The organism is Rhizobium hidalgonense, assembly GCF_005862185.2.
In the GTDB taxonomy this organism is placed as follows: domain Bacteria; phylum Pseudomonadota; class Alphaproteobacteria; order Rhizobiales; family Rhizobiaceae; genus Rhizobium; species Rhizobium hidalgonense.
Genome location: NZ_CP054027.1, coordinates 4,280,001 through 4,299,856, shown reverse-complemented (window position 1 = coordinate 4,299,856; position 19,856 = coordinate 4,280,001). Strand labels below are relative to the sequence as shown.

Genomic DNA, 19,856 nt, shown 5'->3' with positions numbered 1-19,856 from the left:
CGGGAATTGCGCTAAACAGACTCTCTGATTCACGTGAAACCCGGCATCGCAGGATGGCCGGGTTTTTCTTGATGATGGCCGATGTTTTCAATTAGCGGCCGATGTGAGATAGAACGCCGCATGGCCAGCGACGCACTCTACATCGATGACAGGATCACCATCGCCGGATGGGAGTTGACGGAACAGTTCGTTCTGGCGGGCGGCCCCGGCGGGCAGAACGTCAACAAGGTTTCGACCGCGGTCCAGCTGTTCTTCAACATCCCGAACTCGCCGTCGCTGAACGATCGCGTCAAGGCCAATGCGGTCAAGCTCGCCGGCCGGCGCCTGTCGAAGGACGGCGTGCTGATGATCGAGGCGAGCCGCTTTCGCAGCCAGGACCGCAACCGCGAGGATGCGCGCGACCGGCTGAAGGAGCTGATTCTGGAGGCCGCCAAGCCGCCGCCGCCGCCGCGCAAGAAGACCAAGCCGACCAAGGGTTCGGTCGAGCGCCGCCTGAAGGAGAAATCCGGCCGCTCGGAAGTCAAGAAAATGCGCGGCCGCCCTGGCGGCGGAAGCAGTGAATGACATGCCGGAACTCTTGAGCGGCATTCGCCATCTCCCCAGCTATCTCGACCGGGCGCGCCAGGAGGCGTTGGTCGAGGTCATCCGCACTATTGTCGCCGAGGCGCCGCTTTATGTGCCGGTCATGCCCGGCACCGGCAAGCCGATGTCGGTGCGCATGACCAATTGTGGGGCGCTCGGCTGGGTAACCGACAAGCAGCGCGGCTATCGCTACCAGCCGACGCATCCGGCAACCGGCAGGCCTTGGCCCGATATGCCGCAGGAATTACTCGATATCTGGAATGATGTGGCCGGTTACGACAAGCCGCCGGAAGCCTGTCTGATCAATTTCTACTCCGACGATGCCCGGATGGGTCTGCATCAGGACAAGGATGAGAGGGATCTGCAGGCGCCGGTCGTCTCGATCTCGCTCGGCAACAGCTGCCTGTTTCGCATCGGCGGCCTCAACCGCAATGATCCTACGCTATCCCTAAAGCTGTCGAGCGGCGATCTGGTCGTTCTGGGCGGCGAGGGGCGGCTGTGTTTCCACGGCGTCGACCGCATTCACCCGGCGACATCGACGCTCTTGAAGAATGGCGGCCGCATCAATCTGACGCTGCGCCGCGTCAATCCCTCGAGCTGATAGCCCAGGATCGCCTGCTATAGTTTGCGCAGCGCGACCTGCTCGATCAAATGATCCTTGCCCTTTTTCAGGATCAGATCGGCACGCGGCCGCGTCGGCAGGATGTTCTGGCGCAGGTTTTTCAGGTTGATGTTCGCCCAGAGATCCCCGGCGATTTCGAGCGCTTCCGCGTCGCTGATCGAAGCGTAGCGATGGAAATAGGAATTCGGATCGCGGAAGGCGGTCTCGCGCAGCCGCATGAAACGCGCGACGTACCAGTTGTGAATCTGGTCTTCCGCTGCATCGATATAGATCGAGAAGTCGAAGAAGTCGGAGACCATCGGCACGATCTTGCCGCCGGCGGGCAGGTCGCGCGACTGCAGTACGTTGATGCCTTCGAAGATCAGGATGTCGGGCCGGTCGACGATCTTGTAATCGTCGGGCAGCACGTCATAAACGAGATGCGAATAGCTGGGCGCCTTGACATCCGGCTGGCCGGCTTTGATCGCCGAGAGAAAACGCAGGATCGCGGCCGTGTCGTAACTCTCCGGAAAACCCTTGCGCTGCATCAGCTTTTGCCGCTGCAGCACGGCGTTCGGATGAAGGAAGCCGTCGGTGGTGACGAGATCGACCTTCGGGCTGGAAGGCCAGCGCCCCAGAAGCTCCTTGAGAATACGGGCGGTAGTCGATTTTCCCACAGCGACCGAGCCGGCGATGCCGATGACGAACGGCGTCTTCGTCACATCGGACAGGCTGAGGAAGCGGTTGCGCTGATCGAACAGCATCTGCGAGGATTCGACATGCGCCGACAGCAGCCGCGACAGCGACAGGTAGATGCGCCGGACCTCGTCGAGATCGATCGGGTCGCCCATCGAACGCAGCCGCTTGACCTCGTCGCTTGTCAGCGTCAGCGGCGTGTCGGCGCGGAACTTCGCCCATTGCTCGGAAGAGAAGAAGTGGTAGGGCGAATAGGATTCCGACTGGAAGTGATCCAACGTTTCCGGCACCCCGATAATCTCAGTCGCGATACTCATGAACTCTGCCGGCCGGCCTTTTCCTTGAGGCCGGACTGCGCGGTTCTGCGCTCGAGCTCGGCCATGACATTCTCTAACGGTATTTCAGCAATCTTCAATACGACCAAAAGGTGATAGAGCACATCGGCGGCTTCATAGGTCAGATTGTCGCGGTCGCCGGTCACCGCCGCCATTACGGCTTCGATCGCCTCTTCGCCAAGCTTCTTTGCCGCTTTCGGCTGGCCGGCAGCGACGAGCTTCGCCGTCCAGGATTGCTCCGGTGAGGCTTTCGACCGCTCGGCGACGATGCTTTCGAGATCGGAAAGGGAAAATCCGCTCATAGGTCCGCTTTCAAGTTCAGTCGAGACGCATGTCGATGCCGCACTTCGACATATAGCGCTTCGCCTCGCCGACGGAATAGGTGCCGAAGTGGAAGATCGAGGCGGCGAGCACGGCATTGGCATGGCCCTCCTTCACCCCGGCGACGAGATCGTCGAGATCGCCGACGCCGCCCGACGCGATGACCGGCACACGCACCGCATCGGCGATCGCCCGCGTCAGCTCCAGATCGTAGCCAACCTTGGTGCCGTCGCGGTCCATCGAGGTCACCAAGAGCTCGCCGGCGCCGCGCGCCACCATCTTCTGGGCGAATTCGACGGCGTCGATGCCGGTCGCGTTGCGGCCGCCATGCGTATAGATTTCCCAGGCGCTGAGATTGTCGCCGCCGACCGCCTGCGTGCGCCGGCGCTTGGCGTCGATCGAGACGACGATGCACTGGTCGCCGAACTTGTCGGCCGCCTCGGCAACGAAGTCGGGATTGCTGACGGCTGCCGAATTGATCGAGACCTTGTCGGCGCCGCACAGCAAGAGCTTGCGGATATCGGCGATGGTGCGCACCCCGCCGCCGACGGTCAGCGGCATGAAACATTGGTCGGCCGTGCGCGACACGACATCGAAGATCGTCTCGCGATTGTCCGAGGAAGCGGTGATATCGAGGAAGCAGAGCTCATCGGCGCCGGCCGCATCATAGGCCTTCGCCGCTTCGACGGGATCGCCGGCATCGACGAGATTGAGGAAATTGACGCCCTTGACGACGCGGCCGTCCTTGACGTCGAGGCAGGGAATGACACGGGCCTTGAGGGTCATTTACGCGGTCTCCTTCGCCCTGCTGGCCTTGATCAGCGCCAACGCTTCCGCAGGATCGATACGGCCGTCATAAAGCGCACGGCCGGAGATCGCACCTTCCAGCTTTCGTGCATCGGGCTGCAGCATCCGTTTGATGTCCTCAAGCGAGGCGAGGCCGCCCGAGGCGATGACGGGAATGGAGACGGCGTCGGCAAGCTCCAGCGTCGAAGCCCAGTTGATGCCGGCCAGGATGCCGTCGCGGTCGATGTCGGTATAAATGATCGCGGCGACGCCGGCGCCTTCGAATTTTTTGGCGAGTTCGATGATGCCGAGTTCGGAAGCCTCCGCCCAGCCTTCGACCGCCACCTTGCCGCCTTTGGCATCAATGCCGACGGCGACGTGGCCTGGAAATTTCCGGCAGGCCTCGATGACCAGCTCAGGATTTCTGACCGCGACGGTGCCGAGAATGACTCGCCGCAGCCCGCGCGACAGCCAGGCCTCGATATGATCGAGGGTTCGGATGCCGCCGCCGAGCTGCACCGGATTTTTCGTCGCCTTGAGGATCGCTTCGACGGCGTCGCCATTGGCCGAATGTCCCGCAAAGGCGCCGTCGAGATCGACCACATGCAGCCATTCGAAACCCTGGTCTTCGAAGGATTTCGCCTGGGCGGCCGGATCAGTGTTGTAGACCGTCGCCTGCTGCATGTCGCCGAGCTTCAGGCGGACGCATTGGCCGCCCTTCAGATCGATCGCGGGAAAAAGGATCATGTCGTCTTACGTCCGTAAAGTGGTCGGTACCATCAGCGCATTCCACGCATCTACGATATCCGAGTGGAAAAAGACAGCGGCAATGGTGGCCGCGCCGAAAAGCAGAAGAAGGAGCAGGGTAACGGTCAAACCGGCCCGCACCTGACGCCAGAAACCCAGCCGCCGTTTCACCGACTTTTCGATGTCGCGCACCTTTCGCAGCGCGTCGTTGTTGACGGCGGCGAGACGGATCTCCGGCTCCATCGCCTCGACATAGGTTTCGGCATAACTCGACAGGATCTGCGAGGCGCGGTCGCGCAGCGTATTGCGCAGGTCGGTGGAGAGATAATTGCTGGCGACCGCGGCAAGCTCCGCTTCATTGGGCGAACGGCCGGCATTGCGCTTGCGATAGCTGATGACGAAATCGCGCTTCTGCCGCTCGTAAAGCGCATAGGCAAGCAGGCCGATCAGATCGTCTTCGCCCTCGATATAAAACTCCAGCACGGCTTCGGTAATGTCGCCGGCGCTGATGCCGTTGGCGCGCAGCTGGGAATTCTCGTTGCCGGCAAGGATTTCATGGATCATCGGTCCAGCCTTTCTTTCAACGCCTTGGCTGCATTGGAAAGCGCTCTTTTGTGAATGGTCTCATCGACACGGCGGATGATCGTCCCATCGGCAAGCCGGATGTCCGAGAAGGGAGGCTGCCCCTCCCGGGAGGGTCTCAGCGTGTAGAACACCTTGCCTGATTTCCGCGACGCCGGCATCGAGCGCACTCCTGTTCCGCCGTTTCCATAAAGGGGAAATAAGGCGGCGGTATTACGGGTTCCAGCGCAGGAAATTGGCAATCAGCGCCAGCCCGAGCTTCTGGCTCTTTTCCGGGTGAAACTGTGCGCCGACCATGTTGTCGCGCCCGACGAGAGCGGTCATCGCACCGCCATAGTCGACGGTCGCGATGACATCGTCGGCCTTTTCGGCGGCAAGATGGTAGGAATGCACAAAATAGGCGTGCAGCCCCTCCGGGCCAGTCGCAATGCCGTCGAAAAGCGGATGTTCGCGTTTCAGGTCGAGCGTATTCCAGCCGATCTGCGGGATCTTCAATTGAGGATCATCAGGCGTCATCCCGACGACATCGCCGGGAATCCAGTTAAAACCGTGCGTCACGGTCTTTTCGAGGCCGCGCGAGGACATCAGCTGCATACCGACGCAGATGCCGAGGAACGGCCGCGCCTTCTTCTCGACGGCCTCGATCAACACCTCGGCCATCCCGGGCACGGCATCGAGACCGCGCCGGCAATCGGCATAGGCGCCAACACCGGGAAGCACGATACGATCGGCCGCGGCAACATTTTCCGCCCTGTCGGTGAGATCGATATGCGCATCGATGCCCGCTTCACGGGCGGCACGTTCGAAAGCCTTGGTCGCCGAGCGCAAATTGCCGGAACCATAATCGATAATCGCGACGCGCATCGTCAGCGTCCTCCATCAAATCCAAACAGGCCAAGCGCTGTGCCATGGCCATGTGGGCCGCGCGGCCGGGGCTTGTTCTCCCAGTCCGGTGCCGTGTTGTCGTCACTCTGCGCGATATCCGCCTGGTCCGAAAAATAGACCTGCTCGGCAATGCCGATCGTATCGGCGGCAATCAGCGCGTCTTCGGTCCAGCCCTTGCCAGCAAGGTTGCGGATGCGAAAATTCTGGCCCTCGAGGCCGACCAGCACATTCACGCCCAGCATGATAGCCGCTCCCATAGGCCAGAGACCCGGCTCCTCCATCAGCGCACCACCGATGCCCTGCAGCAGAAAGGCCACTGCCGCATGCAGCCAAAGCCGATGTGCCAGGAGCCACGGCCAGGGGAAGAGAAAGCCGAGCAGCGTGAAGCCGTCGCGAATGGTTCGCGTCTCGTCGATCGTGGCGCGCGTACCGCCGGGCGGCGTCAGGAAGATATAGCTTGATGTCATGGTCGCCGCTCCCTTGAGAGGCTCAGACGAGCGTGCCCTTGGTTGAGGGAACACGGCCCGCCTGTCTCGGATCGATCTCTGTCGCCGTGCGCAATGCGCGGGCAACGGCCTTGAAGCACGTCTCGGCAATATGGTGGTTATTAGCGCCATAATGATTGAGAATATGCAATGTGATGCCGGCATTCTGGGCGAGCGCCTGGAAGAATTCGCGAACGAGTTCGGTGTCGAACGTTCCGATCTTCGGCGCGCTGAAGCCGACGTTCCAGACCAGGAACGGCCGGCCGGAAAGATCGACGGCGGCCTTGGTCATCGTCTCGTCCATGGCGAGGTCGATCGACGCGTAGCGGGTGATGCCGCGCCGGTCGCCGAGCGCCTTGGAGATCGCCTGGCCGATGGCAATGCCCGTATCCTCGACCGTATGATGATCGTCGATATGCAGGTCGCCCTTGGCCTCGATCTCCATGTCGATGAGGGAATGCCGCGAAAGCTGGTCGAGCATATGGTCGAAGAAGCCGACGCCCGTCGAAATCTTCGATTTGCCGGTGCCGTCGAGATTGACGGAAACCGAAATCGAGGTCTCGTTGGTCTTGCGGGAAACGCTACCCGTGCGGCTTGCTGCGGTCTCGGCCATATGGCCCTCCATCGGGAATAAGGCCGTTCCTTATCAGGCGCATCGGCAAATATCCAGAAGCCGGCCAAGAGAAAAGCCGGCCCATTTGCAAACGGCGCCGCCCTGCTTACATAGGGCTTAACAGGGCCGGTGTGCGGCCCGGTGGAGTAGCCCGCGTCAAGGGCAGACAGGTGTTTGATGACAACGATCATTACAGTTCGAAAAGGCGGCAAGGTGGTGATGGCGGGCGACGGCCAAGTCAGCCTCGGCCAGACCGTCATGAAGGGCAATGCCCGCAAGGTGCGCCGCATCGGCAAGGGCGAAGTCGTCGCCGGTTTCGCCGGCGCGACCGCCGATGCCTTCACCCTGCTCGAACGGCTCGAAAAGAAGCTGGAGCAATATCCCGGCCAGCTGATGCGCGCCGCCGTCGAGCTCGCCAAGGACTGGCGTACCGACAAATACCTGCGTAATCTCGAAGCCATGATGCTCGTCGCCGACAAATCGATCACGCTGGCGATCACCGGCAATGGCGACGTCCTGGAGCCCGAGCATGGCACGACGGCGATCGGTTCGGGCGGCAACTACGCTTTCGCCGCTGCCCGCGCGCTGATGGATACCGACAAATCGGCCGAAGAGATCGCGCGCCGCGCCCTCGAGATCGCCGCCGATATCTGCGTCTACACCAACCACAATATCGTGGTGGAATCGCTTGACGTCGAAGGCTGAATTCCCGGCCTTCCGGCCGCTGCCGCGGCCAACAAAGACGAATTGCGGCCGGGCGCTGATGGCCCTGGACCGCCAGGAGAATGATACGCAATGACGACTTTTTCCCCCCGCGAGATCGTTTCCGAACTCGACCGCTACATTATCGGCCAGCATGATGCCAAACGCGCTGTCGCGATCGCGCTGCGCAACCGCTGGCGCCGCCAGCAGCTCGATCCCAGCCTGCGCGACGAAGTCATGCCGAAGAACATCCTGATGATCGGCCCGACCGGTGTCGGCAAGACCGAGATCTCCCGCCGCCTGGCAAAACTCGCCGGCGCGCCCTTCATCAAGGTCGAAGCCACCAAATTCACCGAAGTCGGTTATGTCGGCCGCGATGTCGAGCAGATCATCCGTGATCTGGTCGAGGTCGGCATCGGCCTGGTGCGCGAGAAGAAGCGGGCCGAGGTCCAGGCCAAGGCGCATGTCAGTGCCGAGGAGCGTGTTCTCGATGCGCTGGTCGGCACCACCGCGTCGCCGGCCACCCGCGAAAATTTCCGCAAGAAGCTGAGGGACGGCGAACTCGACGACAAGGAAATCGATATCGAGGTGGCCGATGCCGGTTCCGGCATGGGGGGCTTCGAAATACCCGGCATGCCGGGCGCCAATATCGGCGTGCTCAACCTGTCGGAAATGTTCGGCAAGGCGATGGGCGGCCGCACCAAGAAGGTTCGCACGACGGTCAAGGCCTCCTATAGCGACCTGATCCGCGATGAATCCGACAAGCTGATCGACAATGAGGTGATCCAGCGCGAGGCCGTCCGCTCCACTGAGAATGACGGGATCGTCTTCCTCGACGAAATCGACAAGATCGCCGCCCGCGACGGCGGCATGGGCGCCGGCGTCTCCCGCGAAGGCGTCCAGCGTGACCTCCTGCCGCTCGTCGAAGGCACGACGGTCTCGACCAAATACGGGCCGGTGAAGACGGACCATATCCTGTTCATCGCGTCGGGCGCCTTCCATGTCTCCAAACCCTCGGATCTTCTCCCCGAGCTGCAAGGCCGCCTGCCGATCCGTGTCGAATTGCGGCCGCTGAACAAGGAGGATTTCCGCCGGATCCTGACCGAGACGGAAGCAAGCCTCATCCGCCAGTATCGCGCGCTGATGGAGACGGAAAGCCTGAACCTCGAATTCACCGACGACGCGATCGATGCGCTGGCCGATGTCGCCGTGCACCTGAACTCTTCCGTCGAGAACATCGGCGCCCGCCGCCTGCAGACGGTGATGGAACGGGTTCTGGATGATATTTCCTACAACGCGCCGGATCGCGGCGGCACGGCGATCACCATCGACGCTGCCTATGTACGCGAACATGTCGGCGATCTCGCGCAGAATACCGATCTCTCGCGCTTCATTCTGTGATATCGGCGCACCGGTTCATGTCTTTACCGATATGAATGCCGGATTGTGGCGAACTCTCTCTCGACAGCGGGCCTTTTACTTTTTAGTGAAGGCCCGTTTTGTTTTCCGTTCCGGCTTTATTCGGCCAAGATTCTGGTCCAGTCAGCCGCATCGCAAGCAGGACGATGGAACGGGACGGGATAGCGGATCGTGCGACGCCTTTTGACAAGCCTTTTGATTGCCGTTGCCCTGGTGAATTCGGCGCCTGCCTTCGCCATGCAGACGGTGCCGGCCGGCAACCGTCATGCCGAGCAGCCCGATATTCCGGGCGCCTCTGTCCGGCGCACCAAGGGAACCAAAAGCAGCTTCGATCTGAAATATGAAAAGGTCCACGAGCTTCTGGCGACCGATCGCGAGCTGATGGCCAAGATCCGCAAGGTCTCCAGCGCTTACGGCATCAACCCCATCCATGTCGTCGGCGCGATCGTCGGCGAACACACCTATAATGTCGACGCCTACGACCGGCTGCAGGCCTATTATGTCAAGGCCGCTTCTTATGCCGGCGAAAGCTTCCGCTTCGCCTATGACGGCGAAAATGTCGATGATTTCGTGGCGCGGCCGCAATTTGCGCAATGCAAGGGCAAGAGCGATTCCTATACGCTCTGGTCCTGCCGCGACGATGTCTGGGAAAGCGATTTCCGCGGCAAGACGGTGGGCGGCCAGAGCTTCCCCAACAACCGTTTCAGCGCGGTTTTCTTCCAGCCCTTCTATGCCGGCCAGACTTTCGGCCTCGGCCAGGTCAATCCGTTGACGGCGCTGATGCTCTCCGATCTCGTCAGCCGCGTATCCGGTTATCCGAAGCTGAACGAGAAGAATGCCGGCGCCGTTTACAAGTCCATCATGGATCCCGATATCTCGCTCGCCTTCGTCGCCGCTTCGATCCGCAGGTCGATCGACGATTACAAGGAGATTGCCGGCATGGACATCTCAGGCAATCCCGGCCTGACGGCGACGCTTTACAATGTCGGCAATTCGCGCCAGCGTGCCGCGGCACTCGCGGCGAAGAACCGTTCTTCCGGCGCAACCGTCTGGCCGGAAGAGAATTATTACGGCTGGCTGATCAACGACAAGCTGGACGAACTCAAGGGCCTGCTCTAGCTTCAAGCCTGACGGGAAGCGTTGATCTTCCCCGAAAGGCTTTGACGATGGACATGCGTCCTGACCCCTTCGTTCCGCCGGCACCGCTGCCGCGCACCGTGCCGCCGAGCCGGCTTGATATCATCCGCATTATCCTGCGCAACCCGCTCGAACTCTGGGGCGAGCCGTCCTATACGCTGCCCTGGATCAAGACGAGCTTCTTCGGGCAACATACCCTGATCGTCAACGATCCCGGCCTGATCAAGCATGTGCTGGTCGACAATGCTAACAATTACCGCATGTCCGACATACGCCAGCTGGTCCTGCGGCCGATCCTGCGCGACGGCCTGCTGACGGCGGAGGGCCAGGTCTGGAAACGGTCGCGAAAGGCGGTCGCCCCTGTTTTCACGCCGCGCCACGCCAAGGGTTTCGCCGGCCAGATGCTGCGGCAATCGGAAGAATATATCGGCAAATATGAGGGGTCCGGTTCGGCGGGCCAAGTCTTCGATATCGCCAGTGATATGACTGACCTCACCTTTGCGATTCTTGCCGAAACGCTCTTCTCCGGCGAAATCGTCTCCTCGAGCGGCCATTTCTCCGACGACGTCAACCAGCTTCTCCACCGCATGGGTCGCGTCGACCCGATGGATTTGCTGCGTGCGCCCTCCTGGGTGCCGCGCCTCACCCGCATCGGCGGCCAGAAGGTGCTGGAGAAATTCAGGGCGATCGTGCGCGACACCATGGATTTGCGTCTGGCGAAGATGAAGGCCGATCGCGCCGCCGCACCGGACGATTTTCTGACGCTGCTTCTCGAACAGGCCGGCCCCGATGGCCTGACCAAAGAAGAGATCGAGGACAATATCCTGACTTTCATCGGCGCCGGGCACGAGACGACCGCTCGTGCGCTGGCCTGGACGCTTTATTGTGTGGCCAACAGCCCGCATATCCGCGAGGTGATGGAAACGGAAATCGACGCTGTTCTTGCAACCGGCGCCGAGCCGGTAGAATGGCTGGATCTGATGCCGGTGACGCGGGCAGCCTTTGAAGAGGCTCTCAGACTTTATCCGCCGGCCCCTTCGATCAATCGCGCCGCAATCGCCGATGACGTCTGGACGAATGCGAAGGGCGAGGAGGTCGAAATACCGGCCGATATCACCGTGCTCATCATGCCCTGGACGTTGCATCGACACGAGCTCTATTGGGATAGGCCGCGCGCCTATATGCCGGAACGTTTCCTGCCGGAGAATCGCGGCAGTATTGGCCGCTTCCAGTTCCTGCCGTTTGGCGCCGGTCCGCGGGTCTGCATCGGCGCGACCTTCGCGCTGCAGGAGGCGGTGATCGCGCTGGCGGTGATGATGCATCGCTATCGCTTCGATTCGACCGATGAGACCAATCCCTGGCCGGTGCAGAAACTGACGACCCAGCCGCAGAACGGGCTGCCGATGCGTGTGACGCCGCGCATAATTTCCACGAAAGCATAAATCTTTCGAATTATTGCGGAATTGACTGTGAATGAAAGCCGGGCAAAGTGGCAGCATTCAAAGTCGTTGCCAGGGAGAATGCCGCATGAGCCGCGTTGATAAGAACGGTCTTGCCGTCGAAACCGTCCTTCATGATTTCCTGACCCAGGAGGTTCTGCCGGGTCTGGCGGTGGATGCGGACAAGTTCTTTGCCGATTTTTCGGCGATTATCCATGATCTCGCCACGAAGAATCGGGCGCTGCTGGCCAAACGCGACGACCTGCAGGTCAAGATCGACGACTGGTATCGCCGCCATGGCGCGCCTGCGGATATGGACGAATACCAGTCCTTCCTCCGCGAAATTGGCTATCTCCTGCCTGAGGGATCTGACTTTCAGGTTTCGACCGACAACGTCGATCCCGAGATCGCATCGATCGCCGGCCCGCAACTGGTCGTTCCCGTCATGAACGCCCGTTATGCGCTGAACGCCGCCAATGCCCGCTGGGGCTCGCTCTATGATGCGCTCTACGGCACGGATGCCATTGCTGAGAGCGACGGCGCCGAGAAAGGCAAGGGTTACAATCCGAAGCGCGGCGAGAAGGTCATCGCCTGGGTGCGCGATTTCCTCGATATGTCCGTGCCGCTGCAGGATAGCAGCTGGAAGGACCTCGGCAGCCTGATCGTCAAGGACGGAGCGCTTGTTGTCAGATCGACTGATGGCGAGCAGGCAATGCTTAGGAATACTGGGCATTTTGCCGGTTATCGCGGCGATGCGGCCGCTCCGACGCATATTCTCCTGAAGAACAACGGTATCCACATCGAGATCGTTATCGATGCGACGACGGCGATCGGTAAGACCGATCCGGCCCATGTTTCCGACGTCTGGCTGGAATCGGCGATCACCACGATCATGGACTGCGAGGATTCGATTGCCGCCGTCGATGCCGAGGACAAGGTCATTGTCTATCGCAACTGGCTCGGCCTGATGAAGGGCGATCTGCAGGAAGAAGTGGCAAAGGGCGGGACGAGTTTCGTCCGCAAGCTCAACCCGGATCTGCAATATACCGGCCCCGACGGCGCCGCCTTCGAACTGCATCGCCGCTCGCTGATGCTGGTGCGCAATGTCGGCCACCTCATGACCAATCCGGCCATTCTTGACCGCGACGGCAAGGAAGTGCCGGAGGGCATCATGGATGCCGTCATCACCGGCCTGATTGCCCTTTACGATATCGGCCCGGCCGGCCGGAGAAAGAATTCCCGTACCGGCTCCATGTATGTGGTCAAGCCGAAGATGCATGGGCCCGAGGAAGTCGCCTTCGCCGTCGAGATCTTCTCGCGGGTCGAAGATGCGCTTGGCCTGCCGCGCAACACCATCAAGATGGGCATCATGGATGAGGAGCGCCGCACGACGGTCAACCTCAAGGAGTGCATTCGCGCCGCCCGTGAACGTGTCGTCTTCATCAATACCGGCTTCCTCGATCGCACCGGCGACGAGATCCACACCTCGATGGAAGCCGGTCCGATGATTCGCAAGGGCGATATGCGCCAGGCGGCCTGGATCTCGGCCTATGAGAACTGGAACGTCGACATCGGTCTCGAATGTGGACTTTCCGGCCATGCTCAGATTGGTAAGGGCATGTGGGCGATGCCGGATCTGATGGCGGCGATGCTGGAGCAGAAGATCGCCCACCCGAAGGCCGGCGCCAACACCGCCTGGGTGCCGTCGCCGACGGCTGCGACCCTGCACGCCACCCACTATCACCGCGTCAATGTCGCCCGCGTTCAACAGGGACTGAAGGATCGTGCCCGCGCAAAACTCTCCGACATTCTCTCCGTGCCGGTTGCGGTGCGGCCGAACTGGACGCCGGAGGAAATCCAGCGCGAGCTCGACAATAATGCCCAGGGCATCCTCGGCTACGTCGTGCGCTGGGTCGATCACGGCGTCGGTTGCTCGAAGGTGCCCGACATCAACAATGTCGGTCTGATGGAAGACCGCGCCACATTGCGCATCTCGGCCCAGCATATGGCGAATTGGCTGCATCACCAGGTCGTCACCGAGGCTCAGATCGTCGAAACGATGAAGCGCATGGCCGCCGTCGTCGACCGGCAGAACGAGCAGGACACCGCCTATCGGCCGATGGCCGGCAATTTCGATGGCTCGATCGCCTTCCAGGCCGCACTCGATCTCGTGTTGAAGGGCAGGGAGCAGCCGAACGGCTATACTGAGCCGGTGCTGCACCGCCGCCGCCTTGAGCTCAAGGCGAAGCAAACCGGGTGAGAGTATAGTTTTGAATGTGAAAAGGCCGCCGAGACGACAGTCCGGCGGCCTTTTTTATACCGAATTCGATATCTAGCTTACTGGATAACGACGACCTTGGACGTGCCCTTGCCCGGACGAACGCGGCTATAGAGGTCGATGACGTCCTGGTTCATCAGGCGAATGCAGCCCGAGGAAGCGGCGGTGCCGATCGAAGCCCATTCCGGCGTGCCGTGCAGGCGAAACAGCGTGTCCTTGCCGTCCTCGTTGAAGAGATACATGGCGCGCGCGCCGAGCGGATTGCTGAGACCCGGGCCCATGCCGTCTTCGACATACTTGGCGACGTCGGGGCGGCGAACGGCCATTTCCTTCGGTGGATGCCAGGTCGGCCATTCCTGCTTCCAGGCGACGTAGGCGGTGCCGGCCCATGCGAAGCCCTGCTTGCCGACGCCGATGCCGTAACGCATCGCCTTGCCGTTGGCCAGGATGTAATAGAGGAAGCGCTCACGCGTGTTGACGATGATCGTTCCCGGACGCTCGGTGGTCTGGTAGCTGACGACCTGGCGGCGGAACTGCGGCTTGACCCTGTCGATCGGGATCGCCGGCAGGGAGTATCCGGCATCCTTCGTCACGCCATAGGCGTCGTCGAAGATCTGAGCTGTCTGTACCGTCGGGCCTGCGCCCTTGTCGTCGACGGATGCGCTATCGGAGTTGGTGGAGCAACCGGCCAGTGCGAGCGTTGTCAGCAGGCCAAATACAGGGAATGCATTGCGGATGCGCATAGATGACTCTTGAAGTTTTGGAGCAGGGAGAACAGTCTTTCGACCATCGTTGATTATGGTTTATTTTCGATTAACTTGCGCTTTGCAAGGCTACTGCAGCGCGACAAATCCGTCCGTGGCGCAAATTAGAAGCGCATGGTTTTTTTGCAACAACACGCCAGCCCCTGCGATGGTTATCCATGACGATTTTGAGTGTTTACAATAACAATCCGTTAATCGATGGCCGGCAATCGGACAGGGCCATGATGGTGCGGCGGGGAACGCAGATTTTGCTGCATGAAATGCGCCATGCCGTGCTGCCCGAACTGCCGCTGGCCAGCGGCCGTCGTGCCGATTTGATCACGATTTCGGAAAAGGGCGAGGTCTGGATTGTCGAAATCAAGACGTCGATCGAGGATTTCAGAGTGGATCGCAAATGGCCGGAATACAGGCTGCATTGCGACCGGCTGTTCTTTGCGACTCACGAAGGCGTGCCGCTCGACATTTTTCCCGAGGAGTGCGGGCTTTTCCTCTCGGACGGTTATGGCGCCCACATGATTCGCGAGGCGCCCGAACACCGCATGGCTCCGGCCACGCGCAAATCCGTCACGCTCAATTTCTCGCGCGCCGCCGCCCAACGGCTGATGATGGCCGAATGGGCGAACGGAAAGCCATTCACCGTCGACGATGTTTGACGGATGTCTCGGCTATTTCGGCGCGCGTTTGGCAAGGATGCGCTGCAGCGTCCGCCGGTGCATGTTGAGCCGGCGCGCCGTTTCCGAAACATTGCGCTCGCACATTTCGTAGACCCGCTGAATGTGTTCCCAGCGCACCCGGTCGGCCGACATCGGGTTCTCGGGGAGCTCGGCCTTTTCGCCTGCCCGCTGCGTCAGCGCCGAAAACACGTCGTCGGCATCCGCAGGCTTCGCCAAGTAATCGACGGCGCCGAGTTTTACGGCCGTCACTGCCGTTGCGATATTGCCGTAGCCGGTCAGCACGATGATCCTGGTGTCGTCGCGCCGCTGGCGGATGGCTTCGATGACGTCGAGCCCATTGCCGTCGCCGAGCCGAAGGTCGACCACTGCATATTTCGGCGGCCTGCCTTTCGATTTCGCAACGCCCTCCGCCACTGATTCGGCCGTTTCCACCTGGAAACCGCGCGTTTCCATCGCCCGGGCCAGGCGGCGCAGGAACGGCCCGTCGTCGTCGACGATCAGCAGGCTGGCGTCGGGACCGATATGGTCTTCATCCGTCGCGGCGAAATTTTCGTGATTTTGTTCTGTCATCGTCTTGGCCCTGGCGCTTGAACGCCCGATCTGCGTCAACCGCTTATATCCTACTTATGCCGACAAAGTCACTTTGTCGAATTTGCGTCGATCAGCATGCGCGGCCATTCGATTCGGATACGCGCGCCCGCACTTTCCGGGTCGCGATTCTCGAAAATCAGCGATGCTCCCGAGCGCTCCAGCAGCGTCTTGGCGATGAAAAGCCCGAGCCCGAGGCCGCCCGCCGTGTCCTCTTTCTGCCGCTTGGTCATATAAGGCTCGCCGATCCGCGTCAGAATCTCCGGCGCGTAACCGTTGCCGTCGTCCTCGATGACGATCAGCACTTTATCGTGATCATGCTCGACGGTGACGATCACCTTCTCCCGCGCATAATCGACGGCGTTTTCGATCAGATTGCCGAGCCCGTACATGATGCCGGCGTTGCGGTCGGTCACCGGCTCGTCCTTGCGCGGGCTCTTTTCGATCAGCTCGAGCGTGATGCCGAATTCCCGGTGCGGCGCGACGATCTCCTCGATCATCGAGGAAAGCGGCAGCCGGCGCATATGCGCTTCGCCTTCGGAGGACAGTGTCGTCAGCCGCCGCAGGATGTCACGGCAGCGTTCGCTCTGGCTGCGCAGCAGCATCACGTCCTCGCGGAACCGATCGTCGTTTTTGAGTTCCCGCTCCATTTCCTTGGCGACGACGCTGATCGTCGCCAGCGGCGTGCCGAGTTCGTGGGCAGCCGCGGCGGCCAGTCCGTCGAGCTGCGAAAGATGCTTTTCCCGCTGCAGCACCAGTTCGGTCGCCGCCAGCGCATCGGCAAGCTGGCTTGCCTCCATCGAGACCCGGTAGGCATAGAAGGCGGCGAACGCCATCGTCGAGGCGATCGAACACCAGACACCGAACTGCATGACGTTGTGGACGTTGATCTCGACGCCGTCGAACCAGGGCAGCGGAAAGGGCGAAAAGGCAAGCACCGTGATGCAGACCATCGCAAAGCCGATCAGCGCCGTGCTGTAGCGAATCGGCTGCGAGGCAAAGGAGATGATAACCGGCACGCAGACGAGCGCCGCAAACGGATTGGCAAGGCCGCCGGTGATGAAGAGCAGCGCGCAGAGCTGCAGAAGATCGAAGCCCAGCAGTGCGAAGGCGGCCGGCGCTTCCAGGCGGTGCGTCGGCGGATAGCGGATCGTCAGGTAGAAATTCACCCAGGCAAGGGCGGCGATCAGCGAAGAGCTGGCAATCAGCGGCAAGGGAAATTTCAGCCAGAAGGCCACGATGAACACCGTCATCGCCTGTCCGCCGACCGCCAGCCAGCGCAGCCGCACCAGCGTCTGCAGGCGCAGCCTGCGGCTGCTGTGCCGGTCCTCCAGCGTATAGCTTTCCGTCTTGTCAGTTATGCCAGGCTTGTCGATCATTCCGGGGGCTCCTTGAATGGCCGTCATGTACCACGCGGCTTTGCCCGTGTCGTCGGCAACGCCTCTTCCGGCCGCTCCGGCCAGGGGTGCCGGGGATAGCGGCCGCGCATATCGGCGCGCACATCCCTCCACGAGCCGGCCCAGAAGCCCGGCAGGTCGCGTGTCGTCTGGATCGACCGATGCGCCGGCGAGGTGAGTTCGAGCAGCAGCGGCAGGCGGCCGCCGGCAATGGCCGGGTGCTGCTTCAACCCGAACAGCTCCTGCACGCGGATCGTCAGCACCGGCTCCTCGCCTTCATATTGGATCGGGTGCCTCTGGCCGGTCGGCGCTTCGAAATGGGTCGGCGCAAGTCGGCTAAGGTCGCGCTGCAACTCGTGCGGTACCAACGACATCAGCCCGTTCGAAAGCCCGGCCGCGGAAATCTCCGAGAGGCCGCGGGCCTCCGTCTGAAAGGGGCCGAACCAGTCGTCCAGCTTTGACAGCAGGGCAGCATCGCTGACATCGGGCCAGGGATCGCCGATCGTCCGGTGAAGAAATCCGATCCGCTCGCGAAGTTGCACGGCCTCCTTCGAGAAGGAAAGCTGATCGAGCCCCAGCTCGCGAACCCCCTCCACTAGCGCCTGGGTGACCGTTGGCCCCGAGGGCCGCGGCAAGGGCGTCTCTTCGAAGACGATCGCGCCGAGCCGGGTTGCCCGCCGCGCCCTGACTTGCCGGCTTTGCCGATCGAAGAAGATCTGATCGCCGGTTTTGATCTCGCCGGGCAGCTCGGCTTCGATATCGCCGCGCGTCACCTCGGCTGCCGAGAGAATCCGCGCCTGCGCTGCCCGTCCGGTGAGATCGGCGATGACAAGCATCTGGCTGCCGGCCAGCCTTTCGGTTTCCGGCAGCTCCGCGCCGCGACCGTTCGCCATCACGAATCGGCCGCGCCCGCCGCGCTGAAGTGCGATTCGATCCGGGAATGCATGCAGCAGCAGCTGGCCGGCAAGCGCCGGCGCCGTTGAGGCAACGGTGTCGAGACCGCTCGCCAGCCGCCCCGCCAGCCGCCGCGAGGCGTCGGCTCTTTCGCCGCGCTCGGCCTTGAAGCGCCGCAACCGGTCCTCGATATCGATGCTTGTTCCGCCAAGCCCCTGTTCGGTGAGAAGCACTGATATCATCGCCGCATCCCTTGCATGGCCGGATTCGCCTGACGAAACCACCATGGCGGCAAGCCGCGGCGGCAAGGCGAGGTCGCGCATCACCTTGCCGCGCGCTGTCAGCGTCCCATCCTTGTCGAGCGCGCCCAACTGGCCAAGCAGCGTCCGCGCCTCCCGGAGCGTCGTTTCCGGCGGCTGATCTACCAAGGCAAGCGTTGCCGGATCCTGGACGCCCCAATACGCGAGATCGAGCACCAGGCCGGCGAGATCGCTGGACAGGATCTGCGGCGGCGTGAAGGCCGGCAGCGCTGCTGTCTGGCCCTGATGCCACAGCCTGATGGCGATCCCCGGCTCCGTTCGCCCGGCGCGTCCGGCCCGCTGATCGGCCGACGCCCGAGACACACGCACCGTCTCCAGCCGCGTGATCCCGGTCGACGCCTCGAAGACCGGCAGGCGCTGCAACCCGCTGTCGATTACGATCCTGACGCCGTCGATGGTGATCGATGTTTCGGCGATCGAGGTCGCCAGCACGATCTTGCGCGTTCCCTTCGAGGCCGGGCGGATTGCCGCATCCTGGTCCTTCTGGCTGAGATTGCCGTAGAGCGGTGCAATCAGCGTTTCGGCTCCGAATCGTCCCTGCAGACGTTCGACCGTCCGGGTGATTTCCGCTTGGCCCGGCAGGAAGGCGAGGATCGAGCCGGCTTCGTCGGCATGCGCATCGAGGATCGCCCGCGTGACGGCATCCTCGATGCGCTCGCCGCCCGGCCGGTCGTGATAGCGGATATCGATCGGAAAGCTGCGCCCCAGGCTTTCGATGACAGGCGGATGGTCGAGCAGGGCGGCCACACGGTCGACGTCGAGGGTCGCCGACATCACCAGGATACGCAGATCCTCACGCAGCGCCGATTGCACGTCGAGCGCCAGCGCCAGCCCGAAATCGGCATCGAGCGAACGCTCGTGGAATTCGTCGAAGATCACCGTCGAGACACCGTTCAGTTCCGGATCGTCAAGGATCATCCGGGCAAAAACTCCTTCGGTCACCACCTCGATCCTGGTCGCTGCCGATATCCTGTTGTCGAGGCGCATGCGATAGCCGACCGTGCCGCCGACCTGTTCGCCGAGCAGTGACGCCATCCGGCTTGCCGCCGCCCGCGCCGCCAGCCGCCGCGGCTCCAGGAGGATGATCTTGCCATCGCCGCGCCAGGCCTGGTCGAGCAGGTAAAGCGGCGCCAGCGTCGTCTTGCCGGCGCCGGGCGGCGCCGAAAGAACGGCGCGTTTCTGCTCGGCCAGGGCGGCGCCGACGGCCGGCAGGACATGTGTAACCGGAAGCTCCGGCAATGATGCGTTGATTGTCACTTTCGCCCTGTCACCATCTCATAGGCAAGGAATAGCGCCGGCCAGCGGTTCTTCGTCGAGGACTGGTGTCCTTCACCCCGCCGGATCGGTCTTCCCTCCCAGACTAGCGAGTGAGGGGCGTTATGGGCAAGCACCTGGAATTCCCTCAGAAGCTTCCCATATAAGCCTTGCCTCTCTCGCCGAAGCCATTCTGTGGGAATTCGGCGAAAACGAATCCCAAAAACCACCCGATCGGGGCGGCGAATTTCTTTGTTTTGAGAGATAGGCGCTAAAAGCCCTTCATTTTCAACCTGTTACAAAATTGTCAAAAAACTTTTGATTGGTGTGTTGACTTGGAAAAGGGGTTAGTTCTAT

Annotated in this window: 21 protein-coding genes; 8 read left to right on the top strand and 13 right to left on the bottom strand. The window is 61.7% G+C overall.

Annotated elements, in window-relative coordinates:
• Positions 1–120: 120 nt before the first annotated feature.
• The gene (arfB, locus tag FFM81_RS20940) at positions 121–564 is read left to right on the top strand and encodes an alternative ribosome rescue aminoacyl-tRNA hydrolase ArfB (protein WP_138386390.1); all 444 of its coding nucleotides are present in this window, start codon (positions 121–123) and stop codon (positions 562–564) included.
• 1 nt (position 565) lies between these two features.
• Positions 566–1,183 carry an alpha-ketoglutarate-dependent dioxygenase AlkB family protein gene (locus FFM81_RS20935; protein ID WP_138386391.1) on the top strand — a complete coding sequence of 206 codons (618 nt, stop codon included), beginning with the start codon at positions 566–568 and terminating at the stop codon, positions 1,181–1,183.
• Positions 1,184–1,200: 17 nt separating this feature from the next.
• Here FFM81_RS20935 and coaA read toward each other — a convergent pair whose 3' ends face one another.
• The 9 genes from coaA to hisB are packed head-to-tail and all read right to left on the bottom strand — an operon-like array spanning position 1,201 to position 6,633.
• Positions 1,201–2,196, bottom strand: a complete 996-nt coding sequence (coaA, locus tag FFM81_RS20930) for a type I pantothenate kinase (RefSeq protein ID WP_003571374.1) — start codon at positions 2,194–2,196, stop codon at positions 1,201–1,203.
• The gene (locus FFM81_RS20925; protein WP_003571373.1) at positions 2,193–2,516 is read right to left on the bottom strand and encodes a phosphoribosyl-ATP diphosphatase; all 324 of its coding nucleotides are present in this window, start codon (positions 2,514–2,516) and stop codon (positions 2,193–2,195) included. Before FFM81_RS20925 ends, coaA begins: the two co-directional genes overlap by 4 nt.
• Positions 2,517–2,532: 16 nt before the next feature.
• A complete protein-coding gene (gene hisF, locus FFM81_RS20920) occupies positions 2,533–3,321 on the bottom strand; it encodes an imidazole glycerol phosphate synthase subunit HisF (RefSeq protein WP_138386392.1) in 789 nt (262 codons plus the stop codon).
• Positions 3,322–4,068, bottom strand: a complete 747-nt coding sequence (gene hisA, locus FFM81_RS20915; protein ID WP_138386393.1) for a 1-(5-phosphoribosyl)-5-[(5-phosphoribosylamino)methylideneamino]imidazole-4-carboxamide isomerase — start codon at positions 4,066–4,068, stop codon at positions 3,322–3,324.
• A 6-nt stretch (positions 4,069–4,074) separates the two neighbouring features.
• Positions 4,075–4,632 (bottom strand): hypothetical protein, encoded by a 558-nt coding sequence (locus tag FFM81_RS20910; RefSeq protein ID WP_003571369.1) that lies wholly within the window; start codon positions 4,630–4,632, stop codon positions 4,075–4,077.
• Complete coding sequence (locus FFM81_RS20905; RefSeq protein ID WP_097537062.1) at positions 4,629–4,811, bottom strand: hypothetical protein; 183 nt, start codon at positions 4,809–4,811, stop codon at positions 4,629–4,631. The genes FFM81_RS20910 and FFM81_RS20905 overlap by 4 nt, the downstream gene beginning before the upstream one ends.
• Positions 4,812–4,863: 52 nt before the next feature.
• On the bottom strand, positions 4,864–5,514 hold the full coding sequence (hisH, locus tag FFM81_RS20900) for an imidazole glycerol phosphate synthase subunit HisH (protein ID WP_003571365.1): 651 nt from the start codon (positions 5,512–5,514) through the stop codon (positions 4,864–4,866).
• A gap of 2 nt (positions 5,515–5,516) precedes the next feature.
• On the bottom strand, positions 5,517–6,002 hold the full coding sequence (locus tag FFM81_RS20895) for a DUF2628 domain-containing protein (protein ID WP_138386394.1): 486 nt from the start codon (positions 6,000–6,002) through the stop codon (positions 5,517–5,519).
• A 22-nt stretch (positions 6,003–6,024) separates the two neighbouring features.
• Positions 6,025–6,633: an imidazoleglycerol-phosphate dehydratase HisB gene (gene hisB, locus FFM81_RS20890; RefSeq protein ID WP_003571362.1), complete on the bottom strand. Its 609-nt coding sequence runs from the start codon at positions 6,631–6,633 to the stop codon at positions 6,025–6,027.
• 177 nt (positions 6,634–6,810) lie between these two features.
• On the opposite strand from hisB, the gene hslV reads away from it, so the two are divergent.
• From hslV to FFM81_RS20865, 5 genes are all read left to right on the top strand, one after another.
• The gene (hslV, locus tag FFM81_RS20885) at positions 6,811–7,338 is read left to right on the top strand and encodes an ATP-dependent protease subunit HslV (RefSeq protein ID WP_003571361.1); all 528 of its coding nucleotides are present in this window, start codon (positions 6,811–6,813) and stop codon (positions 7,336–7,338) included.
• A 90-nt stretch (positions 7,339–7,428) separates the two neighbouring features.
• Positions 7,429–8,736: an ATP-dependent protease ATPase subunit HslU gene (hslU, locus tag FFM81_RS20880; protein WP_003571359.1), complete on the top strand. Its 1,308-nt coding sequence runs from the start codon at positions 7,429–7,431 to the stop codon at positions 8,734–8,736.
• Between the two features lie 189 nt (positions 8,737–8,925).
• A complete protein-coding gene (locus tag FFM81_RS20875) occupies positions 8,926–9,873 on the top strand; it encodes a DUF1402 family protein (protein ID WP_138386395.1) in 948 nt (315 codons plus the stop codon).
• A gap of 47 nt (positions 9,874–9,920) precedes the next feature.
• Complete coding sequence (locus FFM81_RS20870) at positions 9,921–11,333, top strand: cytochrome P450 (RefSeq protein WP_025417426.1); 1,413 nt, start codon at positions 9,921–9,923, stop codon at positions 11,331–11,333.
• Between the two features lie 85 nt (positions 11,334–11,418).
• Positions 11,419–13,590 carry a malate synthase G gene (locus tag FFM81_RS20865; protein ID WP_097537059.1) on the top strand — a complete coding sequence of 724 codons (2,172 nt, stop codon included), beginning with the start codon at positions 11,419–11,421 and terminating at the stop codon, positions 13,588–13,590.
• Between the two features lie 77 nt (positions 13,591–13,667).
• Here the strand turns inward: FFM81_RS20865 and FFM81_RS20860 are convergent, their stop codons facing one another.
• Entirely contained in the window at positions 13,668–14,351 is a 684-nt protein-coding gene (locus FFM81_RS20860) for a L,D-transpeptidase (protein ID WP_138386396.1), read from the bottom strand.
• A gap of 179 nt (positions 14,352–14,530) precedes the next feature.
• Between FFM81_RS20860 and FFM81_RS20855 the strand changes: the two genes are divergently transcribed.
• The gene (locus FFM81_RS20855) at positions 14,531–15,025 is read left to right on the top strand and encodes an MmcB family DNA repair protein (RefSeq protein WP_003571349.1); all 495 of its coding nucleotides are present in this window, start codon (positions 14,531–14,533) and stop codon (positions 15,023–15,025) included.
• 12 nt (positions 15,026–15,037) lie between these two features.
• On the opposite strand, the gene FFM81_RS20850 is transcribed toward FFM81_RS20855, so the two are convergent.
• The 3 genes from FFM81_RS20850 to hrpB all read right to left on the bottom strand — a co-directional run bounded on the left by FFM81_RS20850 (position 15,038) and on the right by hrpB (position 19,502).
• The gene (locus FFM81_RS20850; protein ID WP_025417428.1) at positions 15,038–15,616 is read right to left on the bottom strand and encodes an ActR/PrrA/RegA family redox response regulator transcription factor; all 579 of its coding nucleotides are present in this window, start codon (positions 15,614–15,616) and stop codon (positions 15,038–15,040) included.
• Between the two features lie 68 nt (positions 15,617–15,684).
• Positions 15,685–17,013, bottom strand: a complete 1,329-nt coding sequence (locus FFM81_RS20845) for an ActS/PrrB/RegB family redox-sensitive histidine kinase (RefSeq protein ID WP_003571345.1) — start codon at positions 17,011–17,013, stop codon at positions 15,685–15,687.
• Positions 17,014–17,036: 23 nt separating this feature from the next.
• Entirely contained in the window at positions 17,037–19,502 is a 2,466-nt protein-coding gene (gene hrpB, locus FFM81_RS20840; protein WP_138386397.1) for an ATP-dependent helicase HrpB, read from the bottom strand.
• Positions 19,503–19,856 lie beyond the last annotated feature (354 nt).

What these genes read in the sequence shown, in the direction of transcription:
- FFM81_RS20845 (WP_003571345.1), bottom strand. Translation starts at nt 17,013, where the DNA reads ATGATCGACAAGCCTGGCATAACTGACAAGACGGAAAGCTATACGCTG.
- FFM81_RS20865 (WP_097537059.1), top strand. Translation starts at nt 11,419, where the DNA reads ATGAGCCGCGTTGATAAGAACGGTCTTGCCGTCGAAACCGTCCTTCAT.
- hisF (WP_138386392.1), bottom strand. Translation starts at nt 3,321, where the DNA reads ATGACCCTCAAGGCCCGTGTCATTCCCTGCCTCGACGTCAAGGACGGC.
- FFM81_RS20905 (WP_097537062.1), bottom strand. Translation starts at nt 4,811, where the DNA reads ATGCCGGCGTCGCGGAAATCAGGCAAGGTGTTCTACACGCTGAGACCC.
- FFM81_RS20895 (WP_138386394.1), bottom strand. Translation starts at nt 6,002, where the DNA reads ATGACATCAAGCTATATCTTCCTGACGCCGCCCGGCGGTACGCGCGCC.
- FFM81_RS20935 (WP_138386391.1), top strand. Translation starts at nt 566, where the DNA reads ATGCCGGAACTCTTGAGCGGCATTCGCCATCTCCCCAGCTATCTCGAC.
- hslV (WP_003571361.1), top strand. Translation starts at nt 6,811, where the DNA reads ATGACAACGATCATTACAGTTCGAAAAGGCGGCAAGGTGGTGATGGCG.
- FFM81_RS20855 (WP_003571349.1), top strand. Translation starts at nt 14,531, where the DNA reads ATGACGATTTTGAGTGTTTACAATAACAATCCGTTAATCGATGGCCGG.
- hisA (WP_138386393.1), bottom strand. Translation starts at nt 4,068, where the DNA reads ATGATCCTTTTTCCCGCGATCGATCTGAAGGGCGGCCAATGCGTCCGC.
- hslU (WP_003571359.1), top strand. Translation starts at nt 7,429, where the DNA reads ATGACGACTTTTTCCCCCCGCGAGATCGTTTCCGAACTCGACCGCTAC.
- FFM81_RS20870 (WP_025417426.1), top strand. Translation starts at nt 9,921, where the DNA reads ATGGACATGCGTCCTGACCCCTTCGTTCCGCCGGCACCGCTGCCGCGC.
- FFM81_RS20860 (WP_138386396.1), bottom strand. Translation starts at nt 14,351, where the DNA reads ATGCGCATCCGCAATGCATTCCCTGTATTTGGCCTGCTGACAACGCTC.
- FFM81_RS20850 (WP_025417428.1), bottom strand. Translation starts at nt 15,616, where the DNA reads ATGACAGAACAAAATCACGAAAATTTCGCCGCGACGGATGAAGACCAT.
- FFM81_RS20925 (WP_003571373.1), bottom strand. Translation starts at nt 2,516, where the DNA reads ATGAGCGGATTTTCCCTTTCCGATCTCGAAAGCATCGTCGCCGAGCGG.
- hisB (WP_003571362.1), bottom strand. Translation starts at nt 6,633, where the DNA reads ATGGCCGAGACCGCAGCAAGCCGCACGGGTAGCGTTTCCCGCAAGACC.
- FFM81_RS20910 (WP_003571369.1), bottom strand. Translation starts at nt 4,632, where the DNA reads ATGATCCATGAAATCCTTGCCGGCAACGAGAATTCCCAGCTGCGCGCC.
- hisH (WP_003571365.1), bottom strand. Translation starts at nt 5,514, where the DNA reads ATGCGCGTCGCGATTATCGATTATGGTTCCGGCAATTTGCGCTCGGCG.
- arfB (WP_138386390.1), top strand. Translation starts at nt 121, where the DNA reads ATGGCCAGCGACGCACTCTACATCGATGACAGGATCACCATCGCCGGA.
- coaA (WP_003571374.1), bottom strand. Translation starts at nt 2,196, where the DNA reads ATGAGTATCGCGACTGAGATTATCGGGGTGCCGGAAACGTTGGATCAC.